Consider the following 26,601-nt stretch of genomic DNA (forward strand, 5'->3'; position numbering starts at 1 on the left):
CAAACGATGGAGCGAATGTTTCTATCAAGCTCCTTGTGGCTATCGTTTCTATCAATTAAGTCCTTGATTTCGTGGCGATACCATTTGTATCGATCTTGCAATCGGAATGCGTTTAGGTGATTGGAAGAGGGTTGATCCAAGCCAGTTAAGGAGAGCACGATGTCGCTGGATTCAATTGGTCCGTTAATGCTTTTTCGAATTGTTCCCTGAATGGAGAATTTCACTAGTAATTTCGTCGAATCTAGTGGATGCGGAATCCCTTTGTCGAGGGGGTCATCCGCTGTCTTTACTCCGGAATTGCATTGAGTACAGCAAGGTATTAGGTTGCTGACGGATACTGAAAGATATGGATACAACGACCTTGGTAGATAGTGATCCAGTGGTGGTCGTAACTTAAAACTGGGTGAGCCTTTGCGAGGACGATTCTTCTCAATATGCAGATTTACATGATTCGCCTGACAGTATGGGCACGTTCTTAGGTTGTACGCCTGAACCAGTGCGTACGCTCCCCAATCGACCTGGGTCGAAAACCATTCGTAGTCGAAACACTCGTTAATTATATTCAGCGTGTTCTTATGCTTGATATGGTTTTTGTCATTGGGCTTTCTTTTGAGTGCGGCGTATGCTGAGAACTCGGGGAAATTAGTTACTGTATTCCTTGCAAAGTTTGCTATTTCTATATAATCTCCGATAAGAATTGTCTGAATTGATTCTTTGATTTTTTCAATTAGCTTAGATTCATAATCTTTTTCCTTTAGCCCTTTGGTAGATTTGAGAATTTTCTCGTCGAATCTAGATTTGAGAGCCTTGTAGTGCCGCTCCTTCTCTGTGGATTTTAGCGGTGGTATCTTAATCACTATCTTGCAGTCCTCATATGTAGTTCTGTGAGAAGGTATTCCCTTAGCTCCCGTGAGGCGATCTGGTCGATCAAGCTTCTTATTTCTATCTCGGCTTCTGCGGAGTCGTTGGATCGAGGTTGGCTGAGGAAATTGGTTATTATCTTGTATAGATTTTCAGCCATGCTGCCTGAAAAGTCTTTTACTCCATAGACCCTGTCGAGAAGCTCCTTGGGGCCAAGGGCAAACCCGTTCTGCATACTTCCGGATTTGACATCAAATAATCTATTTGGAGGCGTGTCGCCCGCAACGATCAAGGAATGCGTTGCCAGAATAAGATGAATATGATCGAAGTCTCTACGATATCTTGAAATGAAGTTAAGAATGTCACGGAGATACTGGCGCTGCCAACTAGGGTGCATAAACATCTCCCCCTCATCAATGGCTATCAGAGCTGAGCGGATATTCCTATCTGCAAAATTGTTAAGTGCGCTGCTCAATGAGGCAAATAAGAGTAGAAGTGCAACTTGGCCGCTGCTAAGCTCAATGAATTTCCAGTTGATCAGCCCCAGTCGCTCTGCTTCCTGAAGTATTGGAGAAATGTTGGGTGATACAGAACGAAGCGTGCGTGCGTACTCCGACAATCCCTTTGGCGCAGTGGCGGAAATTGATCGCCTAAGCTTGATTAGTATGCTGAGGATTTGATTTGCTGTTGGGCGTTTCTCGTAGGCGCTTGCATGGTAGCGAAGGAAGCGGCTGATCGAGCGATTGTCGGCCATGGGCTTTTCTTTTCGATCAGAAAGCTCGTAAAGGAGCATATCCAAGGCCTTTGCGCCATCCAGCCTGGCGCGTCGGAGTTCAATTGCTAGTAATGTCCTGGATCGAGGACTCAAATCGAAGGCATCTTTTCTAAGTCTATCCAGCGCCATTCCCAGACTTGAGACTTTACTTGACCTTCTTCCTTTCGGGTGGTTGGACGACAAGAATGTACTGACACTTTCTATTTCAGTCTGTATATTAACTGAGGTTTCAATGTCAATACCAATTTTCGCGCGACGAATGAAAGGAATGTTTTTTGGCAACGACCCAGCCGCTAGGCACAAGGCTGCACCACTGTAAGATGCCGTGCCAGATTTTGGGGTTGAGTCTATGGTTCCGCTCGACTGAAGGCGTAGGCGCCGGTTCGATTCAAATGGAGATGTTGTATAAAAAATTGCCCCAAATTTATGGCTAAATTGCTTCTTCTTCTGTGAAGTTTCCGGACCTTCAAGTCGAAAGGCTTTTCGCACGCCCTCGTCATCAAGGTGGATTATTCCGGATTCATCTCTCCAGATTATTGAAAGCTGTCTTTGGTCGTAAAATTTCTTAACTACTGATTGGCACGCATCCAGAAGGAGTGCAGTCTTGCCTTCTCCGTTCTCTCCATAAACTACAGTTATCGAATCTACTGGTAAATCGGATGTGCGGCTATGTATGTGAGGGATTTTGCGAACTTTAATTGCCGTTGTTGAACTGGATTTATGGTTGCTGCCATCTACAGTGAATTCATAGTCGTCTGTAAGTGAAAGGACTGCTGGTGCCTTTCCTTGCCTTCGTTTGAAAGCCAGTGCCAAGATTATAGGAGGAGCCATAAGTTTGTTTGGTCTGCGCTGTGTTCAGCGTAATAAAAAGTGCTCTGGTTGATCGGCGGGTGCGATGGGTGGGTATACGTCATTGCTATATATGGTGAATTTCTCTCCACTTAGAAAGCGTGCTGTCAATGGAGGGCCGCTCGCAGGTGGAAATCGATGTAATTCTCGCGCAATTGGATTTAGCTCTTCTGCCAAGATGTCCTAAGGGTGAGCAAAGTGACATTGTTCTTGCCAGCACTAACGTCTCAATCATCGCAACCATCGGCATTCGGCCCGACTGTGAATTCCTTGCCGCTTTCGCCCCACCCTCGCCTTGTTTCGGCGGTGCAGGGGCGATTGGGTCAACAACAGGTCTACGGCTAGGGTTCCTCCAGTGGCGGCAGCGGGGAAAGCAGCGAAAATTGCTCGATGTTGCCTTGTTCATCTTGGCGGCGGTGTCCGCTCTCATCGGAGCTGGTCTCGGTAGCGCCGGCGAACAGGCCGATGATCGCAAGCGAAAAGCTAGGATCAAGGGAGTTACTCTTTACAAAGAGTGCAAGAATGTCAGAGGCCATCTTCGCCGAGAGGTTTGAATCATTACCGCCCAGGTGGCGTGGCAGAGCGCCTGCACCTGCCGCAAAGTAGTGCAATGCCAGATCTGTGATGCGCACCGCATCATTCAGAGCATAGCGCCTGATCAATAAGCGATTCACTTCTTCAAGCAATAGCGGAAAATCCTCATGATCGATGGCTAGCTGCGAATCGACTTCCCCCGTCAAGCGACGGATGGCATCGGCAAATCTGACCTTCTGCGCCAGAGACTCGGGACCTCCATGGAGCTCCTCGCGTAGACGCGCTTCGACGTTCAGCACATCCACAACATTCAACTCGCTGATCAGCAGGCCTAGGCTGATAGCCAAGGCGCGCGTTGCGAACAGGACGAGACACACGTGCGCCCTATTGTCCGCGCGCAGCTTTCTATGCAAGCCATTCTGTCTTCCAAGATTGAGCAAGGTCAGCACCCGATGCGCCGGTTGAAGTGTCCACAGTGTCGTGCGCAGGAACTGCAGAAGGGTGCGATATTCGCTTCCCTTTGGGAAGGTCAGCAATGCTTCGATCCCTTCGTACCCGCAGCCATCAAAATAAGGACCTTTGAGACGGTTTAGTCCAAGACGACTGTCAAGCTCGTGCAGTTGGCTCTCATCAAGACAGTTGACCTTGAGTTCGTGAGCCAGCCAGCGCGCATTCTCTGGGAGCTTCTTCTTGAACAGATAGAGTTCGTCGAGATGTAGGACGTCTTGCAGGCCTCTGACCCACAACACCCGATCAACAGCCCTGCCTGAGGTGGTTTTGCAATCAATCAGCAGCCGCGAGACATCGCCACTGGGGCTGAAGCGAAAGCCATACACGTCCGCGTCCGTCAGATCTGTAGCTGCGCGCCATCGGGTGTTGGCTGGCAGGGAGACGGGGACGTTGAGCAGTGGCACATATCCAAGAGCCCACGCCATCCGCTTGCCCAGCAACTTGTACGAATGGTCTTGATCATTTGATGACACGGTGAATCCCTCGCAGGTCGTCCAGTAAGGCACGGCCCAAACGGGCGGCGGTGCGCGTGTTCGGGTCCAGCGTGCGCGCGGCGATGAGGTCGCGTGCGTGCTTGCGGTTTGCTTCTGGCAGGAGCAAACCGCCAGGCTCGCTTCTAGTGAAATAGCCTTTGACCTCTTCGGGCAATAGCAGGGACGAAGCAGCGTCTTCGCTTTGTCCGGAGCACATGGCAATCGCCAGATCCACCGCCGCGAGGTTGTCCTCGGTGTCGTAAAGGCGGAAGCGGAAACGCCCGCCGTCCGGTTCGATCCAGCCCACGCCCATGTTCGCCGCAGCCGCATATTGGGAATGGATATTGGAATGCGGTGTGCGCCCAATCATCTTGCGGTCCCTGAGCCCTTTCAGAATGGCACTGGGATCGGCAATTTTGGTAATCGAAGAGTAGCCCTCGCCATAACGTACACATGCCAAAATTATGCGAGCCTTCTCGACGATGGCACGGGGCTGGGTTGTCTTAAAGGGAGCAAATGCAAATGACTGAGTCCCGCCGGAAGAGATGATGGCGGGCGCACGCAGTATGTTTTCATTGACCAACTCGACGACCAGTGGCGTGCTCTGCTCCAGCATACTGATCGGGGCGCCAGGATGTGACTTGGCCGCGCGAAACACTGCTTCGATCTCTGTATGGGTGCCGGGGTTGCTGGCAATGAAGTTCAGCAGAGTCTCGGGATTCTCGTCAGAGAACAACGGCGCGTAGAGAATCGGGACGCGGTCCTTTGGCGAGTCGTACTGACGCAGGTAGCCCCCCAGATCACCGATGTCCACCACCGTTTGAATGTCTGCAGTCTTCAATCCGAGTTCGGAGACTAGCGTTTCAAGCGGCACGGGGGCCACAGTAAGCCGGTCGATGATGGCCATGGTCGCCTGCTCAAGTTCGCCTGGCCTGCGCGCGGACCATTGCTCGCCAAGCGCTCCGTAGACTTCTTGGAAGTAGGGGATGGTCTCTTCAATACGCTTGGGGGCGTAAGCATTAGGCACTACGCGGATCCAACCAATTTGCTCGAGTGTACCCAGCACCGTGGGCAGCGAATCTGAGGAGATACCCAAGTTTCTACAAAATCCGTGGAATCCTACGATATTCTCAATAGTTTCAAGTCCCCGAATATGGACAGCCAGTTGTGCTGCCATGCCGATCTGGCGCGTGATCGGTATCGTCGCGGATACGCGGAAATCCGAAACGTCACGCAGACCGGACTGCACGTCCTGGGCTCGCCTTCCTATAGCTTCACGATCCATAACAACGCCCTCTCGCTTCTTTATCAGTAATGTGCCTACGGCTTCTTTTCTGCCCCTGAAATTGGGTGCACGTAAATGAGTCCCTTGGTCTGCGCTGCCTTCACCTTGCGATCAATTATGTCGCCCAACGTCAGGTGGCCCTCTGGCGACAGTATTAGGTCTTCGCCGTCAATGAATAGCGTTTGGATCTCTTTGCCGATGACTAGACTCCTGATAACGTCTGGACTGAATCCATTGAGCGAGATGAATAAGCCCCGACCATATAATTTCCCGGATACCTTGCCCGCAAATTGATACACGGGCTCGTTGCTGGCACTTCGCTCCTGTCACTTGGCTTCGATGAGGTAGTGCTCACCATCGAACTTAACGACACCATCAATCTGCTCCCCGTTCACCCGAAAGGCTTCTGTTGCGTTCAACCCGGACAGGCGCGACAGCTCCGACAGAATCCCTTCCAAGGCGTATCCGCGTTGCCGCCGTGACGTGGTATTGGCAAGCAGGCCAAGGTACTTCGTACGCAGCTGATGTAGCGAGGCGGTGGGACGCTGACGCTGTGCCTCTTGTGCTGCCCGGAGTTCGCGCTGCTGCCTGATCCTAGCGTCGCGAATTTCCTGTAGTTGGCGCAAGTGCTCCAAATTTCGGTAGGCGGTGCTCCGATCAAGCTTGCGGAGTCTGTCGAAGTAGTAGGTGTCGAAATGAGACCAGTTTAATAGCGATTGAAGCATTGCTCGAAAGGGCCCTATGCCGCTGTCTGCGCGCTGGTTCAACGCCGCGAACATCGTGTCGATGATCTCATGCCGCTTGATCGCGTCTTCGCCATCGATCGACACGCTAGCCAGTTCTGCTTTCGTACAACCATGCTTTTCAAAGAAACCGAGGATGTCCTTGCGAGGCCAGAACAAGGACTGGATGCAATCCTTCATACACCCTTGGATACCGGCCGGGAAACTCATGCGCAACTCCCCTCCGTCGATTGGATATGCCGCTGCTGTACCGTTTTATCGACGTGTCCTTGGCTGAGCGCGAATGTTGCTCCTTGATCGATGTTTTGGCGCTCGACCAGTGCGAAGGCAACAATCGACTTAGCGCCATCCTTGCTCAAGCGCTTCTTCATCTTGCCAAGGGTGAATAGGCTTCGCCGGCTGAATAGGAAGACCTGGATAGCTACCCACCGCTTGCCGGTCCGCGCCAGCATGAACGGCGCGGTTACGCAAGTTATGCCCGTATGACTGCGTTCGCCGCAATGGATTGGATCGTGCCTGCGCCTGCTGGCGACTGGCCGATCGCAGGCGAAATTAATCAGAAAGCTACAGTCTAGGAAATTTGTAGGATTGGCCATTAGAAGCCCCTGCTGCCGTTCAGGTAGGTCCCATGGGCGAAGAGATACGGGCTGACGCCATTGCTGTCGAAGCCGATTCGCGCGCATTGGAGTATTTCCCTTGCACCGGGAGAGCGGGAAATTCAGCAGCCACAAGCTCCAGCGGTTCGCAGGCTTGGCTGGTCGGGCCGGCGTGAGTTACAGACTGGAAATGTAAGATTGCTTGCAGAGCGCATCGCGCATAGCTTGGCTCGGTGGGGAGTATGAGCGCGAACGATTCGCTGGCACCGTGCCCTCCCCCCGTGACTGTCTTCCTTAGGTGGACCAACAGCGCACACGGTTCCAGCACTGCCTCGTCGTCCGGCAGTTTCCCTCGGGCGTCGACAAAGGATGCGATCAGCTGCTGTTCGATAAGGTGCGTGGGTGCAGGCATAGGGCAGGGTGGCTTGATTACCGTTTAGCACATGACCGAACTATAGCCAAAATTGGGCGGCAAGCTCACTATTTCTGTGCAGTCAAAGCGTTGTCGTGAATCGGATCCGATTGCCATGAGCACTTTCCCGGCGGGGCCTGACCCAAATCCAAGGGAAAGCGGATGGAGTCTCCATGCATGCTCAGCGACATCCCGCGCGCCGATGCTTGATCAGGCAGGTCTCCCTGCGCTCCGCGATTTAGTACTTGCCATCTAGATGCCGCAGAGCAACATCGATCTCTAAGTCGCCGAGCGCGAGAGTAGTCCGATGTGAGCGCCAGTTGCATACAGTCTGTTGATGAATCAGTAGATCGAGCGCAAGGAGGGCTCTGCATCCTATGTAGGGCGGGACGCAGTGCAGGGTGAGGGGATGATGTTGCAGCAAGCTGAAGAGTAAGTCGGAGAAGGCGACGAGCTCAATTCCGGTATGTAGATGGCTACGGATGACTACTGGTGATCACTCCGGTCTAACCTCCCGACAAGCCCACTCAACCAAGCCCCGGCAGGCCAGAAACAGCCCATCCACAACCCCCTCATCCAAATGCCGCTCCGGGTCCGCTGCGACCCGGCAGCGGTCTGCCGCGTGCAACAGCTCCAGCACCGTCAGCGCTCCCACCATCGCGCGCTCGGTCCTCGCCAGGCTCACGCGTCGGCCGGGCGACACATCGGTTTCCGGCCAAGGATGCCCATCAGCCCCCTCGCAGCCGCGCATGCGCTTGAGGATGCCGAGCAGGGAGTTCAGGTCGGGCAGGGGAGTGTCGTCGTTGATGGGCTCAACAACGGTGTACGAGGAAAAGGTATCGGATTCGTTCATGGCGTCGGCTTCCGTGGCTGTGCTTAACAGCGCCACCGTGAAGAGGTGGCGGACGATGCGTGGCTGCAAACCGGGACGAAGCAACGAATGACCGGTGGGTCCGAAGACCCCCACGCACCGCCCGCCAGATAGGCCGACGGATTGCCCGCCGGCACCGGTTAAGGACGGTGCCGACGGGCAAGCGTAAACAACAGTCGTTGCTCATCGCGGGTTTGCAGACCCGGAGCCACCCGTTGTCGGTGGCACGTCATGGTGTTTACGCCGCCGCTTCGAATGCCAATAGAAATTCGCGAAGGAATCGCGGAATCCGAGAGCGAAGAACTATTGTTGCACGCACCACTCGTGCAGCAAGCGACGCCAGCAGACGCATTCGCGCAGCTGCTCTGCTGATGGCGAATCAAACTGGCGCAATCGCCCACGCCGCAAGCGAATAGCGCGACGGCCTTCTTTGCAACAGTTCTTAGTTTGCTTCGGCAGGCAGCGGCTCCCGACAGGCCGCACACCCACAAAATCGGTTCAATCCCGACATCGCCAGCGCGCCTCGCGGCCTCAACAAGTGCGATCCTCAGCCGCATTCCCCACCAGCAACTCAATCATCGCCCGCGCAGCAGCCGACTGCCGTCGATGCGGCGCATAGATCACCGAGAACGGCCTTGACCGCCCTCGCAGCTGCGGCAGCACTTCCACCAGCTGCCCACGCTGCAACCGCTCGCGCACAATGAACGCATAGCTCTGGCAGATGCCGATGCCCTGTTCGGCCAGCGACACCACGCCCAGTACATCTTCGGAGGTCTCGATGGACGAACGCGGCAGCCAGTCCACGTCGCGCCCGTCGTCGCGGAACGCCCACGGCGCCAGCCGTCCGGTGCGTGGCATCACGAAGGGCAGGCACAGGTGCTGCTGCAGGTCGTCCAGCGTCTGCGGCGTGCCGCGGCGTTGCAGGTAGTCGGGTGCGGCCACCAGCATCAGCGGTGCGTCTTCCAGCTTTCGCGCGACCAGCCCACTGTCCGGCAGCTGGCCCAGGCGGATGGCCAGGTCGAAGCCTTCGGCCACCAGGTCCACGTTGCGGTTGGTGATGTTCAGTTCCACCTGCACCTGCGGGTACTGCTGCGCGAAGCGCGCCAGCACGGGCGGCAGCCGGTAGTGGCCATAGGTGGTGGGCACGCTCAGGCGCACGCGGCCGGCCAGCGCACCGTCCTGGGCCAGTACGTCACGCTCGGCGTCGTCCAGCAGGCCGAAGGCGGTGCGCACCTGTTCCAGATAGAGCCGCCCGGCGTCGGTCAGGCCTACGCGGCGGGTGGTCCGCTGCAGCAGCTGCCGGCCCAGCCGCGCTTCCAGGCGGGTGACCGCGCGGCTCAGCACCGAGGGCGTGGTGGACAGCGCCACCGCGCCGGCCGTGAACGAGCCGTGCTCGACCACCGCCAGGAACACCTCCACATCGCCCAGGTAGTCGAACTTGCGGCTCATTTGGCTCTCCGGGGAACAGATGTTTTGCGATGGGGCCAATTTATCGCCGCTGGGGCGATGAATAAAGTGGCCGCCATTCCCCGATAGGAGCTCCCCATGAACCTGATGACCCGGCTGGCGGCAGCGCTGGCCCTGACCCTGGCCGCCAGCGGCGCGCAGGCCGCCAACGTGCTGGTGGTGCTGTCCGACGAGAACCACCTGGACCTGAAGGACGGCAAGGTGCTGTCCACCGGCTTCTATCTCAACGAGTTGATGCAGCCGGTCAAGCTGCTGCTGGACGCGGGCCATGAGGTGACCTTCGCCACGCCGCAGGGGCGGGCGCCGACAGTGGATGCATCCTCGGTGACGCCGGCGTACTTCGGCAACGATGCCGCGCAGCTGACGCTGCACAAGGAGCTGCTGGAGAAACTGGCGCTGACCTCGCCGACGGCCTCGCCGGTGGTCAGCCTGGCGCGCATCGAGCAGCAGGGCTACGCGCATTTCGATGCGGTCTACATTCCCGGTGGCCACGCGCCGATGCAGGACCTGCTGAAGAGCCCGGCGCTGGGCCGGCTGCTGGCCGACTTCCACCAGCGCAACAAGACCACCGCGCTGGTCTGCCACGGGCCGATCGCGCTGCTGTCCACGCTGCCGGATGCGGGTGGTTTCGTGGCGAAGCTGGACGCGGGGGTGACGCCGGCCACGCCGAAGTGGATCTACAGCGGCTACCAGATGACGGTGATCAGCAACCAGGAAGAAGCGCAGGCCAAGCCGCTGCTGGGTGGCGGTGAGATGAAGTTCTACCCGCAGACTGCGTTGGAGCGGGCGGGTGCGAAGTTCAGCAGCAACGCCACGCCTTGGGCGGGGCATGTGGTGGTGGATCGTGAGCTGATTACCGGGCAGAACCCGGCTTCGGCGTTGGAAGTGGGGCAGCGGTTGGTGGAGCGGTTGAAGTAGGGCGGGGCCTGCATCGCGTGCGGTGCCGTGGCACCATGGTGGGCTGGCCTTGTCCTTCCGGGCGGGGCCGTTTTCCCAGGGAAGCCCTCGAACACGACATGCGAACGCCTTTTTTCATTCTCTCCGCCCTGTGCCTTGGCCTGCTGTCTGGCTGTGCCAGTGGCCCGGAGGAGCACGCCTCGAGCCGCGAGATCACGGGTGCGTTCGTGGCCGATGACGGCCAGCTGTACCTGCTGCCACGCTTTGAAGAGCCGATGCGTTTCAATGCCGCGCCGTTCCGCGAGTACCGCGCGCTGATGGACAGCCCGCTGCGCGAGGCGGTGGCCTGCGCGCAGATGTACTTCCATGAGGATTGGCGCGACCCGGCCAACAAGGCCAAGGTGCACGGCAGCTATGCGCTGCTGCTGCGGCCGGAACAGGTGACGCCGGAACAGGCCGCGCAGTTCAAGCTGGAGCGGATTGAGGTCCCCCCGCGTGAGGCCAAGGCCGTGGAGGAGCGTGCGCGCTACTACCTGCCGATGGACCGGACCCGCTACGCGCTGGCGTTTGACCGCGCCTGCAACCTTTCAAGGAAGGGCGGCAGCTACTACAGCGCGCTGTTCGAGGGCGACGGCGAGCGGGTGAAGTTGCCGGACGCTGCTGCGTTGGAGGAGAAGGGGAAGCTGGCGCAGCCGATCAGTGCGCGGGCGCAGCGGATCCTGCCGGAGCGGGAGGACAAGCCGGGTGTCGGTTCGGCGGCGGGCAAGGTGCTCGGCGCGGCGTTGATCCCTGTGGCGGTTCCGGTGTTTGTGTTGAGCCTGCCGTTCCTGGGGCCGGATCATTGGAAGTGATAAGGCGTTGAGGGAGAGTCATCCACGCATGGCGTGGATCTACTTGGGCATCGCCTGAAAGTTAATCCTGGAGATCTGTGTGCCCAGCACGCTGGAAACTGTTTTGAAGACCGTAGGCTTCATTGTCCTCGCGGCACTTCCGTTGGTGATCCTCTGGTTCACCCTTCGGCGAATGTCAGCGACCGCGCGTTCTGCATTGGGATCAGGGCTGCGTTTGGATCCCCCTCGCCGGATTTCTGGCAAGTCCATGACCTTGGTGATGGTGGATGGCAAAGAGGATCGCGAGCACTATTTCTTTGATACAGAATCCTTCTACCTGCGACGTGGGCCGGTGCCCACGGCGGTTCCGCTTTCGCAGATCACCTCAGTCACACGAACGTCCGACAGGATCTACGGGCGCTATGTCTGGAAGGTGTGCTTCAGCAGAGCATCGGGCAGAAAGGGTGTGACGTTCACCAACAACCTGACGCTGTTCAATCGGGATTTCCTGCTGTTCCTGGAGGCGGTGCGGAAGGCTAATCCACTGGCGACCGTCGATCAGGCGGGTCTGTTCTTCTGATTGTGCGGCGATATCAATAGGCCGATTGGCAAACAGAGGGACCAGGAGGGCGGGTTGTTGTGAATGATTTCGCGCGTGTCTCGCCCACTCAGCCCATGCTGGCGGCGCGTATCTGGATATCGTGCTGCGCGCGCTGATCTTCCAGCTGCTGTTCGAGTTGGTTGGCGATGGCGCGCTGCTGTGCTTCGCGGCTGACTGCGTCGAACTGCTGCATTGATTCTTCAACTGAGGTCTGTGCAGCCAATTCGGTCGGCATTGCGGCGCGCTGGTGTGCGGGGTCGCTGGGCTCGCCCTGGACCACGAACAGACTATGACCGGCGGGTTTGTCCGCGGTGGCGTTGCTCAGCAGCACGTGGTCGACGCGGTCGAGGTCATTGTCCTTTGCCAGCACCAGCAAACTGGCAGTCATGCGCTCGCTGGCTTCGTCGAACGTACGGCCGTGCTTTGCATCCAGCGTCGCCACGCCTTCGCGTACCTGTTGGTAGAGGGCGTGATCGGGATGCTCAGGCTGGGTGGGTAGCAGGGGCGCGGGCGGTGCTTCGGGTTCTCGCTGGGCCGTTGCGCTCGGGGGCGGTGCTACCGGTGCTTCCACGGGTGGCGACGTGTAAGGTGGCTCGTGCTCCGAGACCTTGGGCGCGGCGTCTGTTGCCAGCTCGGGTGCAGCGGGCTCGGCTGCTGCGGGGTTGGCTGGAACGTCTGACTCCGAATGGATCGGCGCGGGCGTTGCTTCCAATTCGTGGAGGCGAGCAGTAACCGGCGCGGCGTCAGCTACTTCGGTCTGGATCGACGAGACCGAGGAGTGGGTGTGAGTCGCAACGGCCTCCTGCTTGGGATCGGGGTGCTCGACATCCGGCGGAGGTAATGTACTCACTTCCGGCTGGGCGGGAGATCGCTCAGCGGAGGGAGTGCCGGGTGATGGCACAGGTACAGCCGGCATCGGGGGCGCGGGAGGATTTGCCTCGGTATGCGCTTGCCGCTCGCTTGACTCTTTCGATGCCGGCGGCGTTGCGACTGCGGTCGGCTCCGGTCGTGGTGCTTCACGGCGAGCAGGTTCCTGTACGGCTTCCGTACGATCCGATGGCATTGGAGCTGCAGGCGTAGAGGTGCGGTGTTCCTGCGCCAGAGGCGGCGCGCTGGGTGGCGGTGCAGTATGCCCATCAGTGTGCGCATTGATCACCGCTTGCGGGGTCAGGCGCTCTTCGGCGTGCTCGCCGCGAACCTCAGCCACGGAAGCGGCGGCCATCTGCTGCGCCTGCGGTGCAGCGACACCCAGTCGATTGGCTTCCTGCATGGCCTGGTCGTGGGCATCGCGCTCGTTGGCGGTCAATGCCTCGATACTACGTTCGTGGGCGCCGGGTACGGGCGCCTCCATCTGTTGGATGGCGTGAATCTGCGGATAGGTTCGGTTCAACTCGTCGCGGATGTTGCCCTCGGCCAGCGAGTCGTAGATCCAGCCGTCATGCAGCCACTCACCATCGCCTTGGCGCTGATAGGTGCGCCCGTCGGAGGCGAGTACGTGATCGGGATGCTCGCGGGCCCACATCACTTCATCCGGAATCGGTCCGTACTGGGACCACCCTTGTGCGGAGTAGGCCTCCTCAAACTGCTTGGCAAAGGCCGCCGAGCTGCGGGCGGCGTTGAAGGCCATGATGCCCTGTGCGGCTTCATCAAGCTGGGCGGCCTTGGTGGCATCGGCCACTTCTACTGTGGTGTTCTTGATGCCGTGCTCGAGGACCTGATGGACGACCTCGCGCCGCCATTCGCCGTTCTCCGGGTTGCGCTCCCAGGAACGCGGAAGGGAGCTGGGTGTATCGCTGGCGTCGCCTGCAATGCTGAAGGGATTGATCGGTTGATCCGGCTCGGACAGCCGCAGCCCGACAGCTCGGCTTGACGCCTGGTAGTTCAGTTGCTGGGTCAGTTCGGCATCGGCCGTGAGCAACGTGGTTGCGCCGTATATCGGGCGATCCGCAAGGGTGCCGACGGTGCCTATGATTTCCCGCTCGCTGTGCGTCCAGCCCTTTTCAGGATGCGCCGGGTCAAACGTCCAGATTCTGCCGGTGCTGTCGGCTTGGTTATTGATCTGGTATTTCTCGATCCAGTCGACGATCTCACTGCTACCCCACGCGCCCAACCCGCCACCGATGATGCCGGTGACAATAGCGCCGGGGCCGGACTCGATGCCCAGCAGCGTACCAACCTTGGCGCCCACCACCGCGCCGGTCCAACCGCCGACGCTGCGTGCCCCGAAGTCCAACAGCGCGGCTTCCGCGCCCGTCCGGTTGTCGCGCGCGTACAGGTCGGCAATCCTTGTTCCTTCCGTGGCGGCTTCAAGGACCGTCGCTGCGGCGCCACCGATGACGGCACCCCGCACCATGTTTGGACGCACGCGGATGGTGTGGTCGATGCCGCGTGCTTCCTGGATGTTGGGCGTTATGCCTTCAACAACCTTGAGCATTGCGCGCTCATCGAGAACGGCTGCCGCTGTTGGTGGGCTGACCTTTGTGTTGTGGGGCAGGGTATCCCCAAGCTCGGCGTGCCAGCGGCCTTGTGCGCGCCAGCCATCGCGCAATGATTGGGTGATTCGAGGGTCTTTCAGTCGAGCTTCGCGTTCGGCTTCCAGCGCTGCGCCCGGTAGGCGGGTATCGCTATGGCTGTCATAAACCTGAGCGCCTTCGCGACTGTAGAGTCGAATCTGGATGCCGGTCTCGGCCTGGACTTTGTCCAGATTTCCGGGCAAGGCTTCGTAAACGTGTTTGCGCACGTCTTCGGGGACGTAGCGGCCGAAGCCTTCGTCGTCCAGCTTGTCAGTAAACCTTCGGTCGACACCAAGCTCGCTTTCCAACCGATGTGCGACAACTCCCCGAATCTCCACTTCGTAGCCCTTGGCCTGGAGATTCTTGATCAGATTAACTGCGGCGTCGCCATTTCCTAGTGTCGTATCGAGGATGAGATTCCTGTGGCCCTCGACTGCCAGGGATCGCAGCTCTTTGGCCCATTGGCTGGCATCGCTGTGAGTATGCCCTGACCAGGTGTATGGGTGCTGCTGGACAAGCTGCGGAGCGTCACGGTGCATCTCCCGCAGCGCGTCGGGATCGATGGGAATGGCATCACCAGCAAGCTCTCGAATCGCAGCACCGGCAACCCCGCTCTTACCTGCGCCTGGCTGTCCAGCGAGTACAATTGCCTTGGGGTGCTCCTGAGGAGTGGTACTGTCCAGACCACTATGGGGAAGCACCTTGTCCGCAAACACCTGCGCATGCGCCTGGAGCGCGAGGCTCCAATCGGCTGAACTCAACGCTCTAGCTCCTGAAAATAGGAATACATCGACTCATCTCCTATCCATTGGCTTTGTAGGCGCGCCCTAAGCATTAACCGTTCTTTTTCAAGTGCATTGGCAATATCCTGGGGATTCCCAGCCGCTTCGGCAGCGGCAAGCTCACTCCGTGCCTCCATGATGAACGTTCCGAGCCTGCCTTCCAATGCAGAGATCGCGTCGTCGAACGGCATTAAAGGAATCTGTCGTGATCGTTCGGCTGATCGATTCAGTACTTCCTGCAGTCGTTCGATATGTTCCGGATAGTCCTTGAGCATTTCCCGGAGTTTGGCTGGAACGGGCGGAGAGGAAAGGGTCAAGATTGTCACCTTTTGGGCAGATCCACGTAGATTCGAGAATATCCCCACATGCCTTGGTGGGTCCAATGCTATTTGCGACAACGTATAGGCAAATGGGTTGTGTCGATTTGGCCCACGAGTCAGATCATTGGGTCGCCATTCCTCGTGGGCTGGAGGAATGCACGGCATCGCGCATGCATAATCCCAATAGGGCGAATGGATGCCCGCAAACAGGAAGGAAGCCTGCGCCATGACGAACATGCCCACCCAGCTCACGACTGACTTCGATGCGGTGCTCGACCGTGGTGACATTGCGGCGGCGCGGCGGCTGCTCGCTCCGCCTCTTGCGCGTGGCTGTGCCGAAGCGTTGTTCCTTTCTTCTTCGATACCTGCTGGCAAGGACGACGCACACGCCGAGGCGGACAGCTTGGCGACCCTCAAGCGAGCCGCAGAGAAGGGTTACATCCCGGCCATCTACTCGATGGGGCTGTGCCTGCTGATGGGTGACGGCGTTGAGCAGGACGTCACGCGGGCGGCCGCGCATTTTGAGCGGGCATCGGAGGCCGGCTATCCGTCGGCCATGTACGAGTTTGGCCTGGCGCTGTTCCATGGCAAGGGTGTGGCCAGGGACGTACCACGTGCGGTGTACCTGATCCGCGCTTCGGCGCAGGGTGGGAATGAGTACGCCAGGGAGTTCCTGTTGGCGTATTCATTGGGCGTGGACGCGTAGAACGTGGGTGCGGGGGCCGGTGACGTTACACTGGCTGCCTACGCCCGATGGAAGCTTGCCCATGTTCAGTGGAAAGGTTGCGGTGGTCACCGGCTCCACCAGCGGTATCGGTCTTGGCATCGCCACGGCGCTGGCGCGGCAGGGCGCCGACATTGTGCTGAATGGCTTCGGCGATGCGGCGGAGATCGAACGTATCCGTACCAAACTGGAAACCGAGTTCGGCGTACGGGTGGCGCATGATGGCGCAGACCTGTCCCGTGGTGAGGCGGTGCGGAACATGATCGCCCACGCTGTTACGACGATGGGGCGCATCGACATCCTGGTGAACAACGCGGGTATCCAGCACACCGCATCGATCGACGAGTTTCCCGTAGAGAAGTGGGATGCGATCCTGGCGCTGAATCTCTCGGCGGTGTTCCATGCAACGGCGGCGACCTTGCCCCATATGAAGCAGCAGGGCGCCGGTCGCATCATCAACATCGCATCCGTGCACGGGCTGGTCGGCTCGGTGAACAAGTCGGCCTATGTGGCGGCCAAGCACGGCGTGGTGGGGTTCACCAAGGTGACCGCGCTGGAGAACGCGGGCACCGGCATCACCGCCAATGCGATCTGCCCGGGTTGGGTGCGTACCGCGCTGGTCGAGCAGCAGATCACTGCGTTGGCCGAGCGCGAGGGTACGGATCAAGAGACCGCCGCGCGCGCGTTGCTGGCCGAGAAACAGCCCTCGCTGCAGTTCGTGACGCCCGAGCAACTGGGCGAGATGGTGGTGTTCCTGGCCTCGGATGCTGCGGCCCAGATCACCGGCGCGGCGCTGCCGGTGGATGGGGGCTGGACGGCCCGCTAATTGGCGGGTTGCGCGCGCCGCTGCAGCATCGGCAGCGCGACCAGCGTGGCGAGAATGGTGAACAGCACCAGCGACGAGCCCACCGTGCCGAAGCCGAGGCCGCCCTTTTCCAGCGGCTTGGTGAGCAGGTCGCCGAAGGTGGCACCGAACGGGCGGGTGAGCACGAAGGCGATCCAGAACAGGATGACCCGGTTGATGCCTTTGATGCGGGTGGCCAGCGCGGTGAGCGCGATGAGGCTGCCGATCAGTAGCGCGCCGCCGGTGAAGCCCAGCCCGGAATCGTCAGCGAGGAAATCGCCCAAGGCGGTGCCGAGCGTGTTGGAGAACAGCACGGCGGTCCAGTAGAAGCCTTCGGCGCGGCGCGATGCGATGTTGCTGACCGAGATCGACTTTTCAGACAGGCGCCAGGCCAGCAGCACCAGCGCCAGGCAGCCGGCGAGCAGGCTGGCGCCAGTGGCGTAGCCCAGCCCCAGCGTGCGGTCGATCAGGTCGGACATCGTCGTGCCGGCGGTGCTGGTGGCCAGCACTACCGACCAGAACAGCACCGGATGGAAGCGCCGCGCGGACAATTGCACGGCCAGCAGGACGGCGAACATCGCCAGCAGGATGGCCGAGCTGGCCACGTAGCCCAGGTTGAGCGTCATCGACAGCAGGTCGCCCGCGGTCTCGCCGAGGGTGGTGGCGGCGATCTTCATCACCCAGAAGCCGAGGGTAACCGCCGCCACTTTGCTGTGCAGGGAATCTGCGTCTGAAGCACTCATCGAACGTCGCCTAGGGAGCCTGCGGGTGATGCTGTGGCGGGCGGCGTCGGAGTGCGGTCGGAAACGGGTTCGGCGAGGGTGAGTGTGGGGCTGACATTCAGCCCGCGCTGGCGGGGGCCGAAAGGCGAGCCAGCAGGGCATCCCAGTGGGCAACGAAGCAGCCGTTGTGGCCGCGGTTGCACTCGGTGATCCATGCGTCCAGCGACTCGCTCTGCGCGCGGTAGGCACTGACATCGCCCAGCACGGCGAAGCACAGGCGGTAGTTCACCAGCATCTGCAGCCACTGACCGGCCATGCCGGAGCGCAGTTCGAAGAAGTCCGGCGATAGGCGCTGCACCGGCACGGCAATCCACTCGGCCTGGTGCCCGAGGGCGTCGCCGACCAGATCACGCAGGCCGTTGCCGTCCAGTGCGGGGCCCTGCGTCTCGGTGCGCAGGATACGGGTGGTGCCGATGTACTCAATGGAATCATTCATGCTGGAGGCTCTGCAGTCGACGCAGCCGGGCGAGGATGTCTTCGCGCAGGCCGGGGATGTAGTGGTAGGCGTCTGCCAGCAGGGTGACGTCCGCCGTCGGGACGAGCCGTTTCATGCGTTCGGCGGCGGCAGGGGTGTCGATGAGGGCATCACGCGCGCCCATGACAAGGGCTGCCGGTGGATGCAACGTAGCCAAGCGCTCGTCGCTGATGCGGGGAATGCGCAGCGGACGTGGCCAGACCTCGGCACGGATCAATGCCAGCAGGTCGAGCAGCGGCTGCGCACGTGCAGGTGCATGCAGTGGCGCGGGGCCCATGACCGCACGGCGCAGGCGCTCGCGCCCCCATCGGCCAAGCAGCAACAATGGGAGCGCCTTGAGCAGGAATGCACGCTGGCGCCCGATACCCGAGGGGCTGACCAGGACCAGTGCGTTGACCCGGGCAGGCCTTCGCAACGCGTAATCCATTGCCAGGAAACCGCCGAACGACAGGCCCACGAATGCAGCGCTTTGCACGCCGAGTGCGTCGAGGACATCATCCAGCCATTGCGCATGCGCATCGCTGTCCAGCGCTGGTTGCGTGCCTTCGCTGAGACCTGGTTCGCCAATGATGTCGACGGCATGCACGCGGTAGTACTCGCTCCAACGTGCGGCATCGAACATCCAGCTGGCGGCATTGCTGAGGGTGCCATGCAGCAGCACCAGGGCAGGGCCGTGTTCGGAGCCGCAGCTGACCACAAATGTCGAACCGGCGCGGGTGGCGAGATGGTGCGATTCGTGTGGTACCGGCCAGTCCGAAAGCACCTGGCGGTAGGCGGCAAGTACGCGCTGCGTGGGAATGCCGGGGCGCTGCCGCTTCATGTGCTGTGGTCCTGCAGCAGACGCTGCAGGCTGACCAGCAGCGCCGTGGAACCTGCCAGGCCACCGATCACGATCAGCTTGAGCACATCGTGCTCAGGCGAATAGATCGTCTCCATGCGCAGCGGCTCATCGTCGGCCTCGCGGCCGGTGACGCGCGCATGCAGGGCACGGACCAAGTCGGCGGCACGTGCCGCACCGCATCCGGGAATATCCACTACCGTGGTCAGCTGTGGGCGCGCAGCGGAGGGCTCACGCACGGTGCCGGTGAACACGTCGAGGTCTTCAGCGGTGATGCGATAGGACTTACCGATGCGGGTCGCGCGCAGTTGGCCGCTACGGATATGCCGCAGGACGGTTTTGGGGTGCAGGCTGAGCTGCTGGGCAGCCTGTTCGACAGTTAGCAACGCGGGGGACATATCGGAACTCGAGAACCATGTGCTCCCTATTGTTCCATGAAATGCAATTTGTGGGAGCGATTTGGTATTGTGCGGCGGCGGCGACCGGGGGGCCATCTGCCCGGTGCCGCTCGCGCGGGCCAACCATCCCGACGACTACGCTGGCTTCGCAAACACATCCAAGCCCTTGCCCGTCTCCAGCAGCGACTTCAGGCTGGAAAGCACGATCGGCCAGCCCTGGCGGATGCCGGTATCCATGCCGCTGCCCGGTTCCAGTTCGTCGTGGGTGACGGTCAGGCGCACCATGTCCTGGTAGGGCACGATATCGAAGGTGACGCGGCTGTAGGCGTCCGGGTTCTCGGCCTGCGAGGCGGCGGCCCAGGTGATGACCAGCCGCGAGGGTGGAGTGCTTTCCACCACTTCTCCCACCAGTTCGACCGAGCGTGTTTCGTTGGCACGTACATGCTGCCAGCGCGAGCCGGGTTTCCAGTCCGAGACGTTTTCGTGGCCCCAGTAACGGCTGGCGATCTCGGGGCGGGTGATGGCCTCGAACACCTTCTGCGGGGTGGACGCGATGTAGATCACGTGGATGAAGCGGGTGGTCTCTGCGGACATCGTCATTCTCCTTCCAGTTCTCGTTTCAGGTCATGCAGCAGGCTCAGGCGCTGCTGCTCGAACTTGCGTACCCAGCGCTCGTAGACTTCATGCAGGGGCACCGGGTTGATGAAGTGCAGCTTCTCGCGGCCACGGCGCACGGTGCTGATCAGGTTGGCGTCTTCCAGCAGGCCGAGGTGCTGGGTGACCGATTGCCGGGCCATATCCAGGTGGTCGCACAGCTGGCCGAGCGACTGCCCGTTGTCTTCGCAGAGCAGGTCCAGCAGCGTCCGGCGCGTGGGATCGGCCAGTGCCTTGAAGACCTTGTCTGCGTCGCGCATGTTGTCTACCGCCATGGGGATGTCTTCAGTTCCAGTTGTCGATCCTGACGTCGTGTGGGTTGGGCTGGCCCTTGCCGGTTTCCAGCAGCGCCTTCAGGCTCATCAGGAACACCGCCCATTTGGTGCTGCAGTGGGAGGTGAACTCGACGCGCTCTTTCCAGCCCTCGTGGGTGAACAGGACGATGCAGTAGTCGCCTTCCTGCTTCAGCACGAAGCGCGCGTGGGTGCCGATCCATTCGGCGGGACCGGCGAGGAACCGCCAGAGCACGAGCTCGCCTGGAATGAGCTGTTCCAGCTTCATTTCCATCGCGCCGATCTCCTGGCCGTTGTTCGTGAAGCGTGCCTTGACCGTGCCGCCGACCTCGCGGTCGCCCTGGGTGTCTTCGGCCCACCAGGCGGCGACGCCTTCGGGCGTGGCCAGGGCCTGGTACACCTGGCTTGCGGGGGCCTTGATGCCGACCCTGTGTGCGATATCCACCATTGCGGGTTCCTCGCGATGGGCCGGCAGGCGCCGCCCTTGATTGGACTATATGCAGGTAAATGCCTGCATGTCAAATCCGGTGAACGGTGGACTGGATCAATACACTGGGCACCTGCCAGGCATGGCCTGGCACTACTGGATCTACGGAACGTCAGGGAGTGCATGCATGACTGAAGCTGGAAAGGACATCTTGAACATCCACCGTGCCAGCGAGGCCGATGCCCCCGCGGTGCTGGCGCTGTTCGATGAGGTGATCGAATGGTTCGTATCGATCGGCAATCTGCAGCAATGGGGCAGCGAGCCCTGGTCCACGATGCCGCGCCGGATCACCCAGGTGACCGATGCGTGCGCGCTGCCGGGTGCATGGGTTGCGCAGAACGAGCAGGGTGATGTGCGCGCGTTCCTGGCGCTGGGCGAGTCGATGCCCTATGTGCCTGCGCCCACCGGCCCGGAACTGTATGTGCGGGTACTGGTGGCATCGCGTGACGTGCGCGTGCGTGGCATCGGCCGGCGCCTGATGGCCTTTGCCGATGAGCAGGCGCGCGCTGCCGGGCTCGACCATCTGCGCGTGGACTGCTACGGCGGTGGCAACGGTGATCTGGTGCGCTTCTATGAGTCCTGCGGCTATACGCGCATCGCGCCTTTCAACGTGGATGGCTGGCCGGGCATGCTGCTGGGGCGACAGCTCTGAAGTGGCTGCGTCATTCGGTCGCAGCGTGCGTGCAGGAAACGGTACATCGGTTCGGCGCTAGAGTAGGGCCATGACCTGCATGGAATGGCTGTGTCATTCCACTGCGGGTTCCTGATGACCCCCTCCAGGAAGGAGCAACGCATGTACTACAGCAGTGGCAACTACGAAGCCTTCGCGCGTCCGCGCAAGCCCGCCGGTGTCGACGGCAAGCGCGCATGGTTCGTCGGTTCGGGCCTGGCCTCGCTGGCCGGCGCCGCGTTCCTGGTGCGCGATGGCCGCATGGCCGGTGAGCACATCACTGTCCTTGAGCAGCAGCAGATAGCCGGCGGCGCGCTGGATGGCCTGAAGGTGCCGGAAAAGGGCTTCGTGATCCGCGGCGGCCGCGAGATGGAAGACCACTTCGAGTGCCTGTGGGATCTGTTCCGCTCGATTCCGTCGCTGGAGATTGAAGATGCCAGCGTGCTGGACGAGTTCTACTGGTTGAACAAGGACGACCCGAACTATTCGCTGCAGCGTGCCACGATCAATCGCGGCGAAGATGCGCACACCGACGGCCTGTTCACCCTGACCGAGCAGGCGCAGAAGGACATCATCGCGCTGTTCCTGGCCACCCGGCAGGAGATGGAGAACAAGCGCATCGACGAGGTGCTGGGCCGTGATTTCCTGGACAGCAACTTCTGGCTGTACTGGCGCACCATGTTCGCGTTCGAGGAGTGGCATTCGGCGCTGGAGATGAAGCTGTACCTGCATCGCTTCATCCACCACATCGGTGGCCTGCCGGATTTTTCGGCACTGAAGTTCACCAAGTACAACCAGTATGAATCGCTGGTGCTGCCGCTGGTGAGGTGGTTGCAGGACCAGGGCGTGGTGTTCCAGTACGGCACCGAGGTGACCGACGTCGACTTCGATCTGGCGGCCGGCCGCAAGCAGGCCACGCGCATCCACTGGACGCGTGACGGTGTAGCCGGTGGCGTGGATCTGAGCGCGGATGACCTTGTGTTCATGACGATCGGTTCGTTGACCGAGAACTCGGACAATGGCGATCACCACACGGCTGCGCGATTGAACGAGGGGCCGGCGCCGGCCTGGGATCTGTGGCGACGCATTGCTGCCAGGGATCCTGCGTTCGGCCGCCCGGATGTGTTCGGTGCGCACATTCCGCAGACCAAGTGGGAGTCGGCGACGGTGACCACGCTGGATGCGCGCATCCCGGCCTACATCCAGACGATCGCCAAGCGCGACCCGTTCAGCGGCAAGGTGGTGACCGGCGGCATCGTCAGCGTGCGCGATTCGCGCTGGTTGATGAGCTGGACCGTGAACCGGCAACCGCATTTCAAGAATCAACCCAAGGACCAGATCGTGGTCTGGGTGTACTCGCTGTTTGTGGATAGGCCCGGCGATTACGTGAAGAAGCCGATGCAGGAGTGCACCGGCGAGGAGATCACCCGTGAGTGGCTGTACCACCTGGGCGTGCCGGTGGAAGAGATCGATGAGCTGGCCGCGACCGGTGCGAAGACGGTGCCGGTGATGATGCCGTACATCACCGCGTTCTTCATGCCGCGCCAGGCCGGTGACCGCCCGGACGTGGTGCCGGAGGGGGCGGTGAACTTCGCCTTCATCGGGCAGTTTGCCGAATCGAAGCAGCGCGACTGCATCTTCACCACCGAGTATTCGGTGCGCACACCGATGGAAGCGGTGTACACCCTGCTGGGGATCGAACGCGGTGTGCCGGAGGTGTTCAATTCCACCTACGACGTGCGCTCGCTGCTGGCCGCGACCGGTCGCCTGCGCGATGGCAAGGAACTGGATATTCCTGGGCCGGCGTTCCTGCGCAACCTGCTGATGAACAAGCTGGACAAGACCCAGATCGGTGGCCTGCTGCGCGAGTTCAAGCTGGTGCAGGAAGACTGAGCGGGTGGAATGGTGGCAGCCGATGAAACCATCGGCTGCCTACGGGCCTCAAGCGACGCCGTCGGTCGTGCGGGTCAGGTGTTCCCAGGCGTCGATGCTGTCGCCCAGCGATGCGAGCTTCGCCCGCACCAGCTGCAGTGCGTCGCTGCCCAGCAGCAGGTGGCTGGGCGGCGCGTCGCTGTCGATGACCTGCAGCATGGCCTGCGCAGCCTTCAGCGGATCACCGAGCTGGTGGCCACTCTTTGCCTCACGCGCGCTGCGGATGGGGTCGAACATCGCGTCGTAGTCTTCAATGCTGCGCGGTGCCCGCGCCATCGAACGGCCTGCCCAGTCGGTGCGGAAGGAGCCCGGCGCGACGGCGGTGACGTGGATGCCGAACGGCGCAACCTCCTTGCCAAGCACTTCGCTGATACCTTCGAGTGCGAACTTGCTGCCGCAGTACCAGGCGATGCCGGGCATCGTGATGAAGCCGCCCATGGAGGTGATGTTGAGGATATGGCCGCGGCGGCGCGCGCGCATGTGCGGCAGCACGGCCTTGATCAGCGCGGCCGGGCCGAACACGTTCACCTCGAACTGCTGCCGCAGCTCGGCGAGCGTGGATTCCTCGAGGATGCCTTCGTGTCCGTAGCCGGCGTTGTTGACCAGCACGTCGATGCTGCCGACGTTGGTTTCGACTTCGGTGACGAGCGCATTGATGGCATCGGCATCGGTGACGTCCAGCAGGCGGCCGAATGCGCGGCCGGGCGCCAGCGTTTCGAACGCCTGGCGGGCGGATTCGTTGCGCACGGTGCCGACTACGCGATGGCCGGCTAGCAGTGCCTGCTGGGCGAGGGCACGGCCGAAGCCGCTGCTGGCGCCGGTGATGAGGAGAAGGCGGAACGGGGGCATCGGCAGGCGCTCATGGTGGACAGGGCTTGCACGTTAGTGCTTGAAGGGCGATCACCCCAGGCCTAGGATTCGACCATTCTTGCCTATTCCTCTGGAGTGCCAGTGGTCGATTCCCTGCAACGACAGGTGCAGGCACGCATGGTCGGCCTGCTGAAGACGCTGGCGGTGGAGGAGGGCTATACGCTCACGCCGTTGCCCGGAGTGCGCTTGCTGCGATCCGACCGACCTCTGGCACGTACGCCGGTGCTGTATGACCCTGGCATCGTGATCGTCTGCCAGGGCGTGAAGCGTGGCTACCTGGGCGGTGAGGTCTACCAGTACGACGCGCAGCACTACCTGGCAGTTTCGGTGCCGGTGCCGTTCACGATGGAAACCGATGCTTCTGCAGAGGCGCCGCTGCTGGCGATCTACCTGCATCTGGATCTGCAGTTGGCCGCGGATCTATTGATTGAACTGGGCGAACAGGCGGGCACATCGGAGGCACCGGCACAGAGCATGATGTCCAGCCCGATGCAGGCGCCGATGCAGGCCACGGTGCTGCGCCTGCTGGAGGCACTGGCTGACCCGTTGGAGGCTACCGTGCTCGGGCCGGCGCTGGTGCGTGAGGTGTACTTCCGCGTGCTGACCGGCGCACAGGGCGGCGCGATGCGCGAGGCGCTGGCCATGCGCGGCCGCTTCGGCAGCATCGGCAGGGTGCTGCGTACGATCCACGCCTCGTTTGCCACTGCGTTGGACGTGGGCCGGCTGGCGGCCGAGGCGGGCATGAGCGTGGCGACCTTCCACGACCACTTCCGCGCGATTACCGGTACGTCGCCGATGCAGTACGTGAAGTCCACTCGCCTGCACCAGGCACGGCTGCTGATGCTGCGGGAGGCGATGACCGCAGAGGCTGCATCGCTGGCGGTGGGGTATGCCAGCCCGTCCCAGTTCAACCGCGAGTTCAAGCGCCTGTTCGCCCTGCCGCCGGCAGCCGAGGTGGCGCGGATGCGGCGGAGTTTTGCGCTGCCACCGCCACCAGCGGATGCGCTGTACGTGTCTTCGCATTGAGTGGCCGCCGGGGTTTCCCCGGCGTTCTCGACATGCCGGCCAGCGGCCGGCACTACCAGGGAATCTGAGTGGTTGACAGGAGGCCTACCTACTAGTAGGTTAAGACTCATGAAAGAGTCGCTCTCGCCAAAGGCCCAGGAGATCCTGGCGCATGCCCGATCGCTGCTGGAAGCCGGTGGTTACAACGGTTTCAGCTATGCCGACGTGTCGGCACGGGTGAACATCAGCAAGGCCAGCATCCATCACCATTTCCCCAGCAAGGCGGACCTGGTGCGCACGGTGGTTGAGCTTTACCGAGCCGAGGCGCGCGAAGGCCTGGCGCTGCTGGACCGGCAGCTGGATGACCCGCTGCAGGAGCTCAACGCCTATGTGGATTACTGGTCCAGCTGCATCGCAGGTGGCACGTCGTCGTTCTGCATCTGCGCGATGTTGGCCGCCGAAGCGCCGATGATTCCGGCAGAGATCGCCGAGGAAGTGCGCGGCCATTTCGAGGACCTGAGCGGCTGGCTGGCGGTGACCCTGGAGAAGGGCGCTGCCATGGGTCAACTGCAGTTGCAGGGTTCGGCTGTAGACGAGGCCAAGGCGTTCATGTCGTCGGTGCACGGTGCGATGCTGGCGGCCCGTGGTTTGGGTGATGCGGCGACGTTCTCGGCGCTGGCGCGGTTGGCGATCGCGCGCGTGAGTGCGACCGCCTGAGGTGATGTGTACTGGCCTGCGGCAGCGCGGGCCTTCTTTTTGCCCTCAATGCCTGCCTACTAGTAGGTTTATTTCATCAATGGAGATTTCCATGGCACATCCCCTTTCCCTTCTCGGAGCGATCCATACCGCCATCAGCCTGGCGCCGATCCTGGCCGGTCTGTACGGCTTCATCCGCCACCGGGCAATCGATCCCGGCACGCGCTCGGGCAAGGTTTATCTGATTGGCCTGGTGCTGTCGGTGGCGACCTCGTTCACCGTCTCCAGCACAGGCGGGCTCAATCCAGGCCATGCCTTCGGCGTGATCGTGCTGCTGGTGGCGTTCGGCGGTGTTCTGGCGGCACGCCTACGCTGGCTGGGACGCTCGGCGCGCTATCTGTCGACGTTCGCGCTGTCCTTCAGTTTCCTGCTGTCGCTGGTGCCGGGTGTGAACGAAACGCTGACCCGCTTGCCGGTGGGCCACCCTGTTGCCGCCGCACCGCTGGCGCCCGTGATACAGCAGACGCTGCTGGGGTGTGCGGTGGTGTTTGCGATCGGCTTTCTGGCGCAGTGCTGGATGATTCATGAGCGCAGCGTACGCGCGCGTGGTTGAC

At 61.0% G+C, this 26,601-nt stretch carries 27 protein-coding genes; 11 read left to right on the forward strand and 16 right to left on the reverse strand.

Annotation, left to right across the window (positions count from 1 at the left end):
* Positions 1–856 precede the first annotated feature (856 nt).
* The 4 genes from DFO63_RS21525 to DFO63_RS21540 form a co-directional block, all read right to left on the reverse strand.
* Positions 857–2,449 (reverse strand): AAA family ATPase, encoded by a 1,593-nt coding sequence (locus DFO63_RS21525; protein ID WP_182474449.1) that lies wholly within the window; start codon positions 2,447–2,449, stop codon positions 857–859.
* 377 nt (positions 2,450–2,826) lie between these two features.
* Positions 2,827–4,002, reverse strand: a complete 1,176-nt coding sequence (locus tag DFO63_RS21530) for a hypothetical protein (protein ID WP_147416515.1) — start codon at positions 4,000–4,002, stop codon at positions 2,827–2,829.
* Positions 3,989–5,287, reverse strand: coding sequence for a hypothetical protein (locus DFO63_RS21535; RefSeq protein ID WP_147416517.1), 1,299 nt, complete (start codon positions 5,285–5,287; stop codon positions 3,989–3,991). Before DFO63_RS21535 ends, DFO63_RS21530 begins: the two co-directional genes overlap by 14 nt.
* A 326-nt stretch (positions 5,288–5,613) precedes the next feature.
* Positions 5,614–6,240: a hypothetical protein gene (locus tag DFO63_RS21540; RefSeq protein ID WP_220452931.1), complete on the reverse strand. Its 627-nt coding sequence runs from the start codon at positions 6,238–6,240 to the stop codon at positions 5,614–5,616.
* A gap of 26 nt (positions 6,241–6,266) precedes the next feature.
* Between DFO63_RS21540 and DFO63_RS22190 the strand changes: the two genes are divergently transcribed.
* Positions 6,267–6,419, forward strand: coding sequence for a hypothetical protein (locus DFO63_RS22190; protein WP_182474450.1), 153 nt, complete (start codon positions 6,267–6,269; stop codon positions 6,417–6,419).
* A 1,115-nt stretch (positions 6,420–7,534) separates the two neighbouring features.
* On the opposite strand, the gene DFO63_RS21550 is transcribed toward DFO63_RS22190, so the two are convergent.
* The gene (locus tag DFO63_RS21550; RefSeq protein WP_119007842.1) at positions 7,535–7,891 is read right to left on the reverse strand and encodes a hypothetical protein; all 357 of its coding nucleotides are present in this window, start codon (positions 7,889–7,891) and stop codon (positions 7,535–7,537) included.
* Positions 7,892–8,440: 549 nt separating this feature from the next.
* Complete coding sequence (locus tag DFO63_RS21555) at positions 8,441–9,358, reverse strand: LysR family transcriptional regulator (RefSeq protein WP_119007843.1); 918 nt, start codon at positions 9,356–9,358, stop codon at positions 8,441–8,443.
* A 96-nt stretch (positions 9,359–9,454) separates the two neighbouring features.
* Here DFO63_RS21555 and DFO63_RS21560 point away from each other — a divergent pair, with 96 nt between their 5' ends.
* From DFO63_RS21560 to DFO63_RS21570, 3 genes are all read left to right on the forward strand, one after another.
* A complete protein-coding gene (locus tag DFO63_RS21560; protein ID WP_119007844.1) occupies positions 9,455–10,294 on the forward strand; it encodes a type 1 glutamine amidotransferase domain-containing protein in 840 nt (279 codons plus the stop codon).
* A gap of 98 nt (positions 10,295–10,392) precedes the next feature.
* Complete coding sequence (locus tag DFO63_RS21565; RefSeq protein WP_119007845.1) at positions 10,393–11,124, forward strand: hypothetical protein; 732 nt, start codon at positions 10,393–10,395, stop codon at positions 11,122–11,124.
* A gap of 79 nt (positions 11,125–11,203) precedes the next feature.
* Positions 11,204–11,683, forward strand: coding sequence for a hypothetical protein (locus DFO63_RS21570; protein WP_259337465.1), 480 nt, complete (start codon positions 11,204–11,206; stop codon positions 11,681–11,683).
* An 88-nt stretch (positions 11,684–11,771) separates the two neighbouring features.
* On the opposite strand, the gene DFO63_RS21575 is transcribed toward DFO63_RS21570, so the two are convergent.
* Positions 11,772–14,978 (reverse strand): zeta toxin family protein, encoded by a 3,207-nt coding sequence (locus tag DFO63_RS21575; protein ID WP_259337466.1) that lies wholly within the window; start codon positions 14,976–14,978, stop codon positions 11,772–11,774.
* Positions 14,975–15,316 carry a hypothetical protein gene (locus DFO63_RS22065; protein WP_143572903.1) on the reverse strand — a complete coding sequence of 114 codons (342 nt, stop codon included), beginning with the start codon at positions 15,314–15,316 and terminating at the stop codon, positions 14,975–14,977. Before DFO63_RS22065 ends, DFO63_RS21575 begins: the two co-directional genes overlap by 4 nt.
* A gap of 229 nt (positions 15,317–15,545) precedes the next feature.
* Between DFO63_RS22065 and DFO63_RS21585 the strand changes: the two genes are divergently transcribed.
* Entirely contained in the window at positions 15,546–16,025 is a 480-nt protein-coding gene (locus tag DFO63_RS21585; protein ID WP_158297993.1) for a tetratricopeptide repeat protein, read from the forward strand.
* Between the two features lie 61 nt (positions 16,026–16,086).
* Positions 16,087–16,869, forward strand: coding sequence for a 3-hydroxybutyrate dehydrogenase (locus DFO63_RS21590; RefSeq protein WP_101765331.1), 783 nt, complete (start codon positions 16,087–16,089; stop codon positions 16,867–16,869).
* Here the strand turns inward: DFO63_RS21590 and DFO63_RS21595 are convergent.
* The 7 genes from DFO63_RS21595 to DFO63_RS21625 all read right to left on the reverse strand — a co-directional run bounded on the left by DFO63_RS21595 (position 16,866) and on the right by DFO63_RS21625 (position 20,775).
* Entirely contained in the window at positions 16,866–17,630 is a 765-nt protein-coding gene (locus DFO63_RS21595; protein ID WP_101765332.1) for a hypothetical protein, read from the reverse strand. The genes DFO63_RS21590 and DFO63_RS21595 overlap by 4 nt on opposite strands.
* A 97-nt stretch (positions 17,631–17,727) precedes the next feature.
* Positions 17,728–18,105: a DUF4180 domain-containing protein gene (locus tag DFO63_RS21600; RefSeq protein WP_119007846.1), complete on the reverse strand. Its 378-nt coding sequence runs from the start codon at positions 18,103–18,105 to the stop codon at positions 17,728–17,730.
* Complete coding sequence (locus DFO63_RS21605; protein WP_119007847.1) at positions 18,098–18,964, reverse strand: alpha/beta hydrolase; 867 nt, start codon at positions 18,962–18,964, stop codon at positions 18,098–18,100. The genes DFO63_RS21600 and DFO63_RS21605 overlap by 8 nt, the downstream gene beginning before the upstream one ends.
* Positions 18,961–19,380, reverse strand: a complete 420-nt coding sequence (locus DFO63_RS21610) for a helix-turn-helix domain-containing protein (protein WP_119007848.1) — start codon at positions 19,378–19,380, stop codon at positions 18,961–18,963. Before DFO63_RS21610 ends, DFO63_RS21605 begins: the two co-directional genes overlap by 4 nt.
* Positions 19,381–19,515: 135 nt before the next feature.
* Positions 19,516–19,974 carry an SRPBCC family protein gene (locus DFO63_RS21615; protein ID WP_014036928.1) on the reverse strand — a complete coding sequence of 153 codons (459 nt, stop codon included), beginning with the start codon at positions 19,972–19,974 and terminating at the stop codon, positions 19,516–19,518.
* 2 nt (positions 19,975–19,976) lie between these two features.
* Positions 19,977–20,309: a metalloregulator ArsR/SmtB family transcription factor gene (locus DFO63_RS21620; RefSeq protein WP_119007849.1), complete on the reverse strand. Its 333-nt coding sequence runs from the start codon at positions 20,307–20,309 to the stop codon at positions 19,977–19,979.
* Between the two features lie 10 nt (positions 20,310–20,319).
* The gene (locus DFO63_RS21625) at positions 20,320–20,775 is read right to left on the reverse strand and encodes an SRPBCC domain-containing protein (protein WP_049445797.1); all 456 of its coding nucleotides are present in this window, start codon (positions 20,773–20,775) and stop codon (positions 20,320–20,322) included.
* Between the two features lie 166 nt (positions 20,776–20,941).
* On the opposite strand from DFO63_RS21625, the gene DFO63_RS21630 reads away from it, so the two are divergent.
* Positions 20,942–21,466, forward strand: coding sequence for a GNAT family N-acetyltransferase (locus DFO63_RS21630; protein WP_049445799.1), 525 nt, complete (start codon positions 20,942–20,944; stop codon positions 21,464–21,466).
* 141 nt (positions 21,467–21,607) lie between these two features.
* On the forward strand, positions 21,608–23,377 hold the full coding sequence (locus DFO63_RS21635) for an oleate hydratase (protein ID WP_119007850.1): 1,770 nt from the start codon (positions 21,608–21,610) through the stop codon (positions 23,375–23,377).
* 48 nt (positions 23,378–23,425) lie between these two features.
* Here DFO63_RS21635 and DFO63_RS21640 read toward each other — a convergent pair whose 3' ends face one another.
* Positions 23,426–24,265, reverse strand: a complete 840-nt coding sequence (locus tag DFO63_RS21640) for an oxidoreductase (RefSeq protein ID WP_119007851.1) — start codon at positions 24,263–24,265, stop codon at positions 23,426–23,428.
* A 102-nt stretch (positions 24,266–24,367) separates the two neighbouring features.
* Here DFO63_RS21640 and DFO63_RS21645 point away from each other — a divergent pair, with 102 nt between their 5' ends.
* From DFO63_RS21645 to DFO63_RS21655, 3 genes are all read left to right on the forward strand, one after another.
* The gene (locus DFO63_RS21645; RefSeq protein ID WP_119007852.1) at positions 24,368–25,312 is read left to right on the forward strand and encodes an AraC family transcriptional regulator; all 945 of its coding nucleotides are present in this window, start codon (positions 24,368–24,370) and stop codon (positions 25,310–25,312) included.
* Positions 25,313–25,420: 108 nt separating this feature from the next.
* Positions 25,421–26,008: a TetR/AcrR family transcriptional regulator gene (locus DFO63_RS21650; RefSeq protein WP_119007853.1), complete on the forward strand. Its 588-nt coding sequence runs from the start codon at positions 25,421–25,423 to the stop codon at positions 26,006–26,008.
* A gap of 91 nt (positions 26,009–26,099) precedes the next feature.
* Positions 26,100–26,600: a hypothetical protein gene (locus DFO63_RS21655; RefSeq protein WP_119007854.1), complete on the forward strand. Its 501-nt coding sequence runs from the start codon at positions 26,100–26,102 to the stop codon at positions 26,598–26,600.
* The last annotated feature ends 1 nt before the right edge of the window (position 26,601 follow it).

Origin of the sequence: Stenotrophomonas sp. AG209, assembly GCF_003550055.1 — a bacterium.
Classification (GTDB): domain Bacteria; phylum Pseudomonadota; class Gammaproteobacteria; order Xanthomonadales; family Xanthomonadaceae; genus Stenotrophomonas.

What these genes read in the sequence shown, in the direction of transcription:
- DFO63_RS21535 (WP_147416517.1), bottom strand. Translation starts at nt 5,287, where the DNA reads ATGGATCGTGAAGCTATAGGAAGGCGAGCCCAGGACGTGCAGTCCGGT.
- DFO63_RS21540 (WP_220452931.1), bottom strand. Translation starts at nt 6,240, where the DNA reads ATGAGTTTCCCGGCCGGTATCCAAGGGTGTATGAAGGATTGCATCCAG.
- DFO63_RS22190 (WP_182474450.1), top strand. Translation starts at nt 6,267, where the DNA reads ATGCCGCTGCTGTACCGTTTTATCGACGTGTCCTTGGCTGAGCGCGAA.
- DFO63_RS21550 (WP_119007842.1), bottom strand. Translation starts at nt 7,891, where the DNA reads ATGAACGAATCCGATACCTTTTCCTCGTACACCGTTGTTGAGCCCATC.
- DFO63_RS21555 (WP_119007843.1), bottom strand. Translation starts at nt 9,358, where the DNA reads ATGAGCCGCAAGTTCGACTACCTGGGCGATGTGGAGGTGTTCCTGGCG.
- DFO63_RS21560 (WP_119007844.1), top strand. Translation starts at nt 9,455, where the DNA reads ATGAACCTGATGACCCGGCTGGCGGCAGCGCTGGCCCTGACCCTGGCC.
- DFO63_RS21565 (WP_119007845.1), top strand. Translation starts at nt 10,393, where the DNA reads ATGCGAACGCCTTTTTTCATTCTCTCCGCCCTGTGCCTTGGCCTGCTG.
- DFO63_RS21585 (WP_158297993.1), top strand. Translation starts at nt 15,546, where the DNA reads ATGACGAACATGCCCACCCAGCTCACGACTGACTTCGATGCGGTGCTC.
- DFO63_RS21590 (WP_101765331.1), top strand. Translation starts at nt 16,087, where the DNA reads ATGTTCAGTGGAAAGGTTGCGGTGGTCACCGGCTCCACCAGCGGTATC.
- DFO63_RS21595 (WP_101765332.1), bottom strand. Translation starts at nt 17,630, where the DNA reads ATGAGTGCTTCAGACGCAGATTCCCTGCACAGCAAAGTGGCGGCGGTT.
- DFO63_RS21600 (WP_119007846.1), bottom strand. Translation starts at nt 18,105, where the DNA reads ATGAATGATTCCATTGAGTACATCGGCACCACCCGTATCCTGCGCACC.
- DFO63_RS21605 (WP_119007847.1), bottom strand. Translation starts at nt 18,964, where the DNA reads ATGAAGCGGCAGCGCCCCGGCATTCCCACGCAGCGCGTACTTGCCGCC.
- DFO63_RS21610 (WP_119007848.1), bottom strand. Translation starts at nt 19,380, where the DNA reads ATGTCCCCCGCGTTGCTAACTGTCGAACAGGCTGCCCAGCAGCTCAGC.
- DFO63_RS21615 (WP_014036928.1), bottom strand. Translation starts at nt 19,974, where the DNA reads ATGTCCGCAGAGACCACCCGCTTCATCCACGTGATCTACATCGCGTCC.
- DFO63_RS21620 (WP_119007849.1), bottom strand. Translation starts at nt 20,309, where the DNA reads ATGGCGGTAGACAACATGCGCGACGCAGACAAGGTCTTCAAGGCACTG.
- DFO63_RS21625 (WP_049445797.1), bottom strand. Translation starts at nt 20,775, where the DNA reads ATGGTGGATATCGCACACAGGGTCGGCATCAAGGCCCCCGCAAGCCAG.
- DFO63_RS21630 (WP_049445799.1), top strand. Translation starts at nt 20,942, where the DNA reads ATGACTGAAGCTGGAAAGGACATCTTGAACATCCACCGTGCCAGCGAG.
- DFO63_RS21635 (WP_119007850.1), top strand. Translation starts at nt 21,608, where the DNA reads ATGTACTACAGCAGTGGCAACTACGAAGCCTTCGCGCGTCCGCGCAAG.
- DFO63_RS21640 (WP_119007851.1), bottom strand. Translation starts at nt 24,265, where the DNA reads ATGCCCCCGTTCCGCCTTCTCCTCATCACCGGCGCCAGCAGCGGCTTC.
- DFO63_RS21650 (WP_119007853.1), top strand. Translation starts at nt 25,421, where the DNA reads ATGAAAGAGTCGCTCTCGCCAAAGGCCCAGGAGATCCTGGCGCATGCC.
- DFO63_RS21655 (WP_119007854.1), top strand. Translation starts at nt 26,100, where the DNA reads ATGGCACATCCCCTTTCCCTTCTCGGAGCGATCCATACCGCCATCAGC.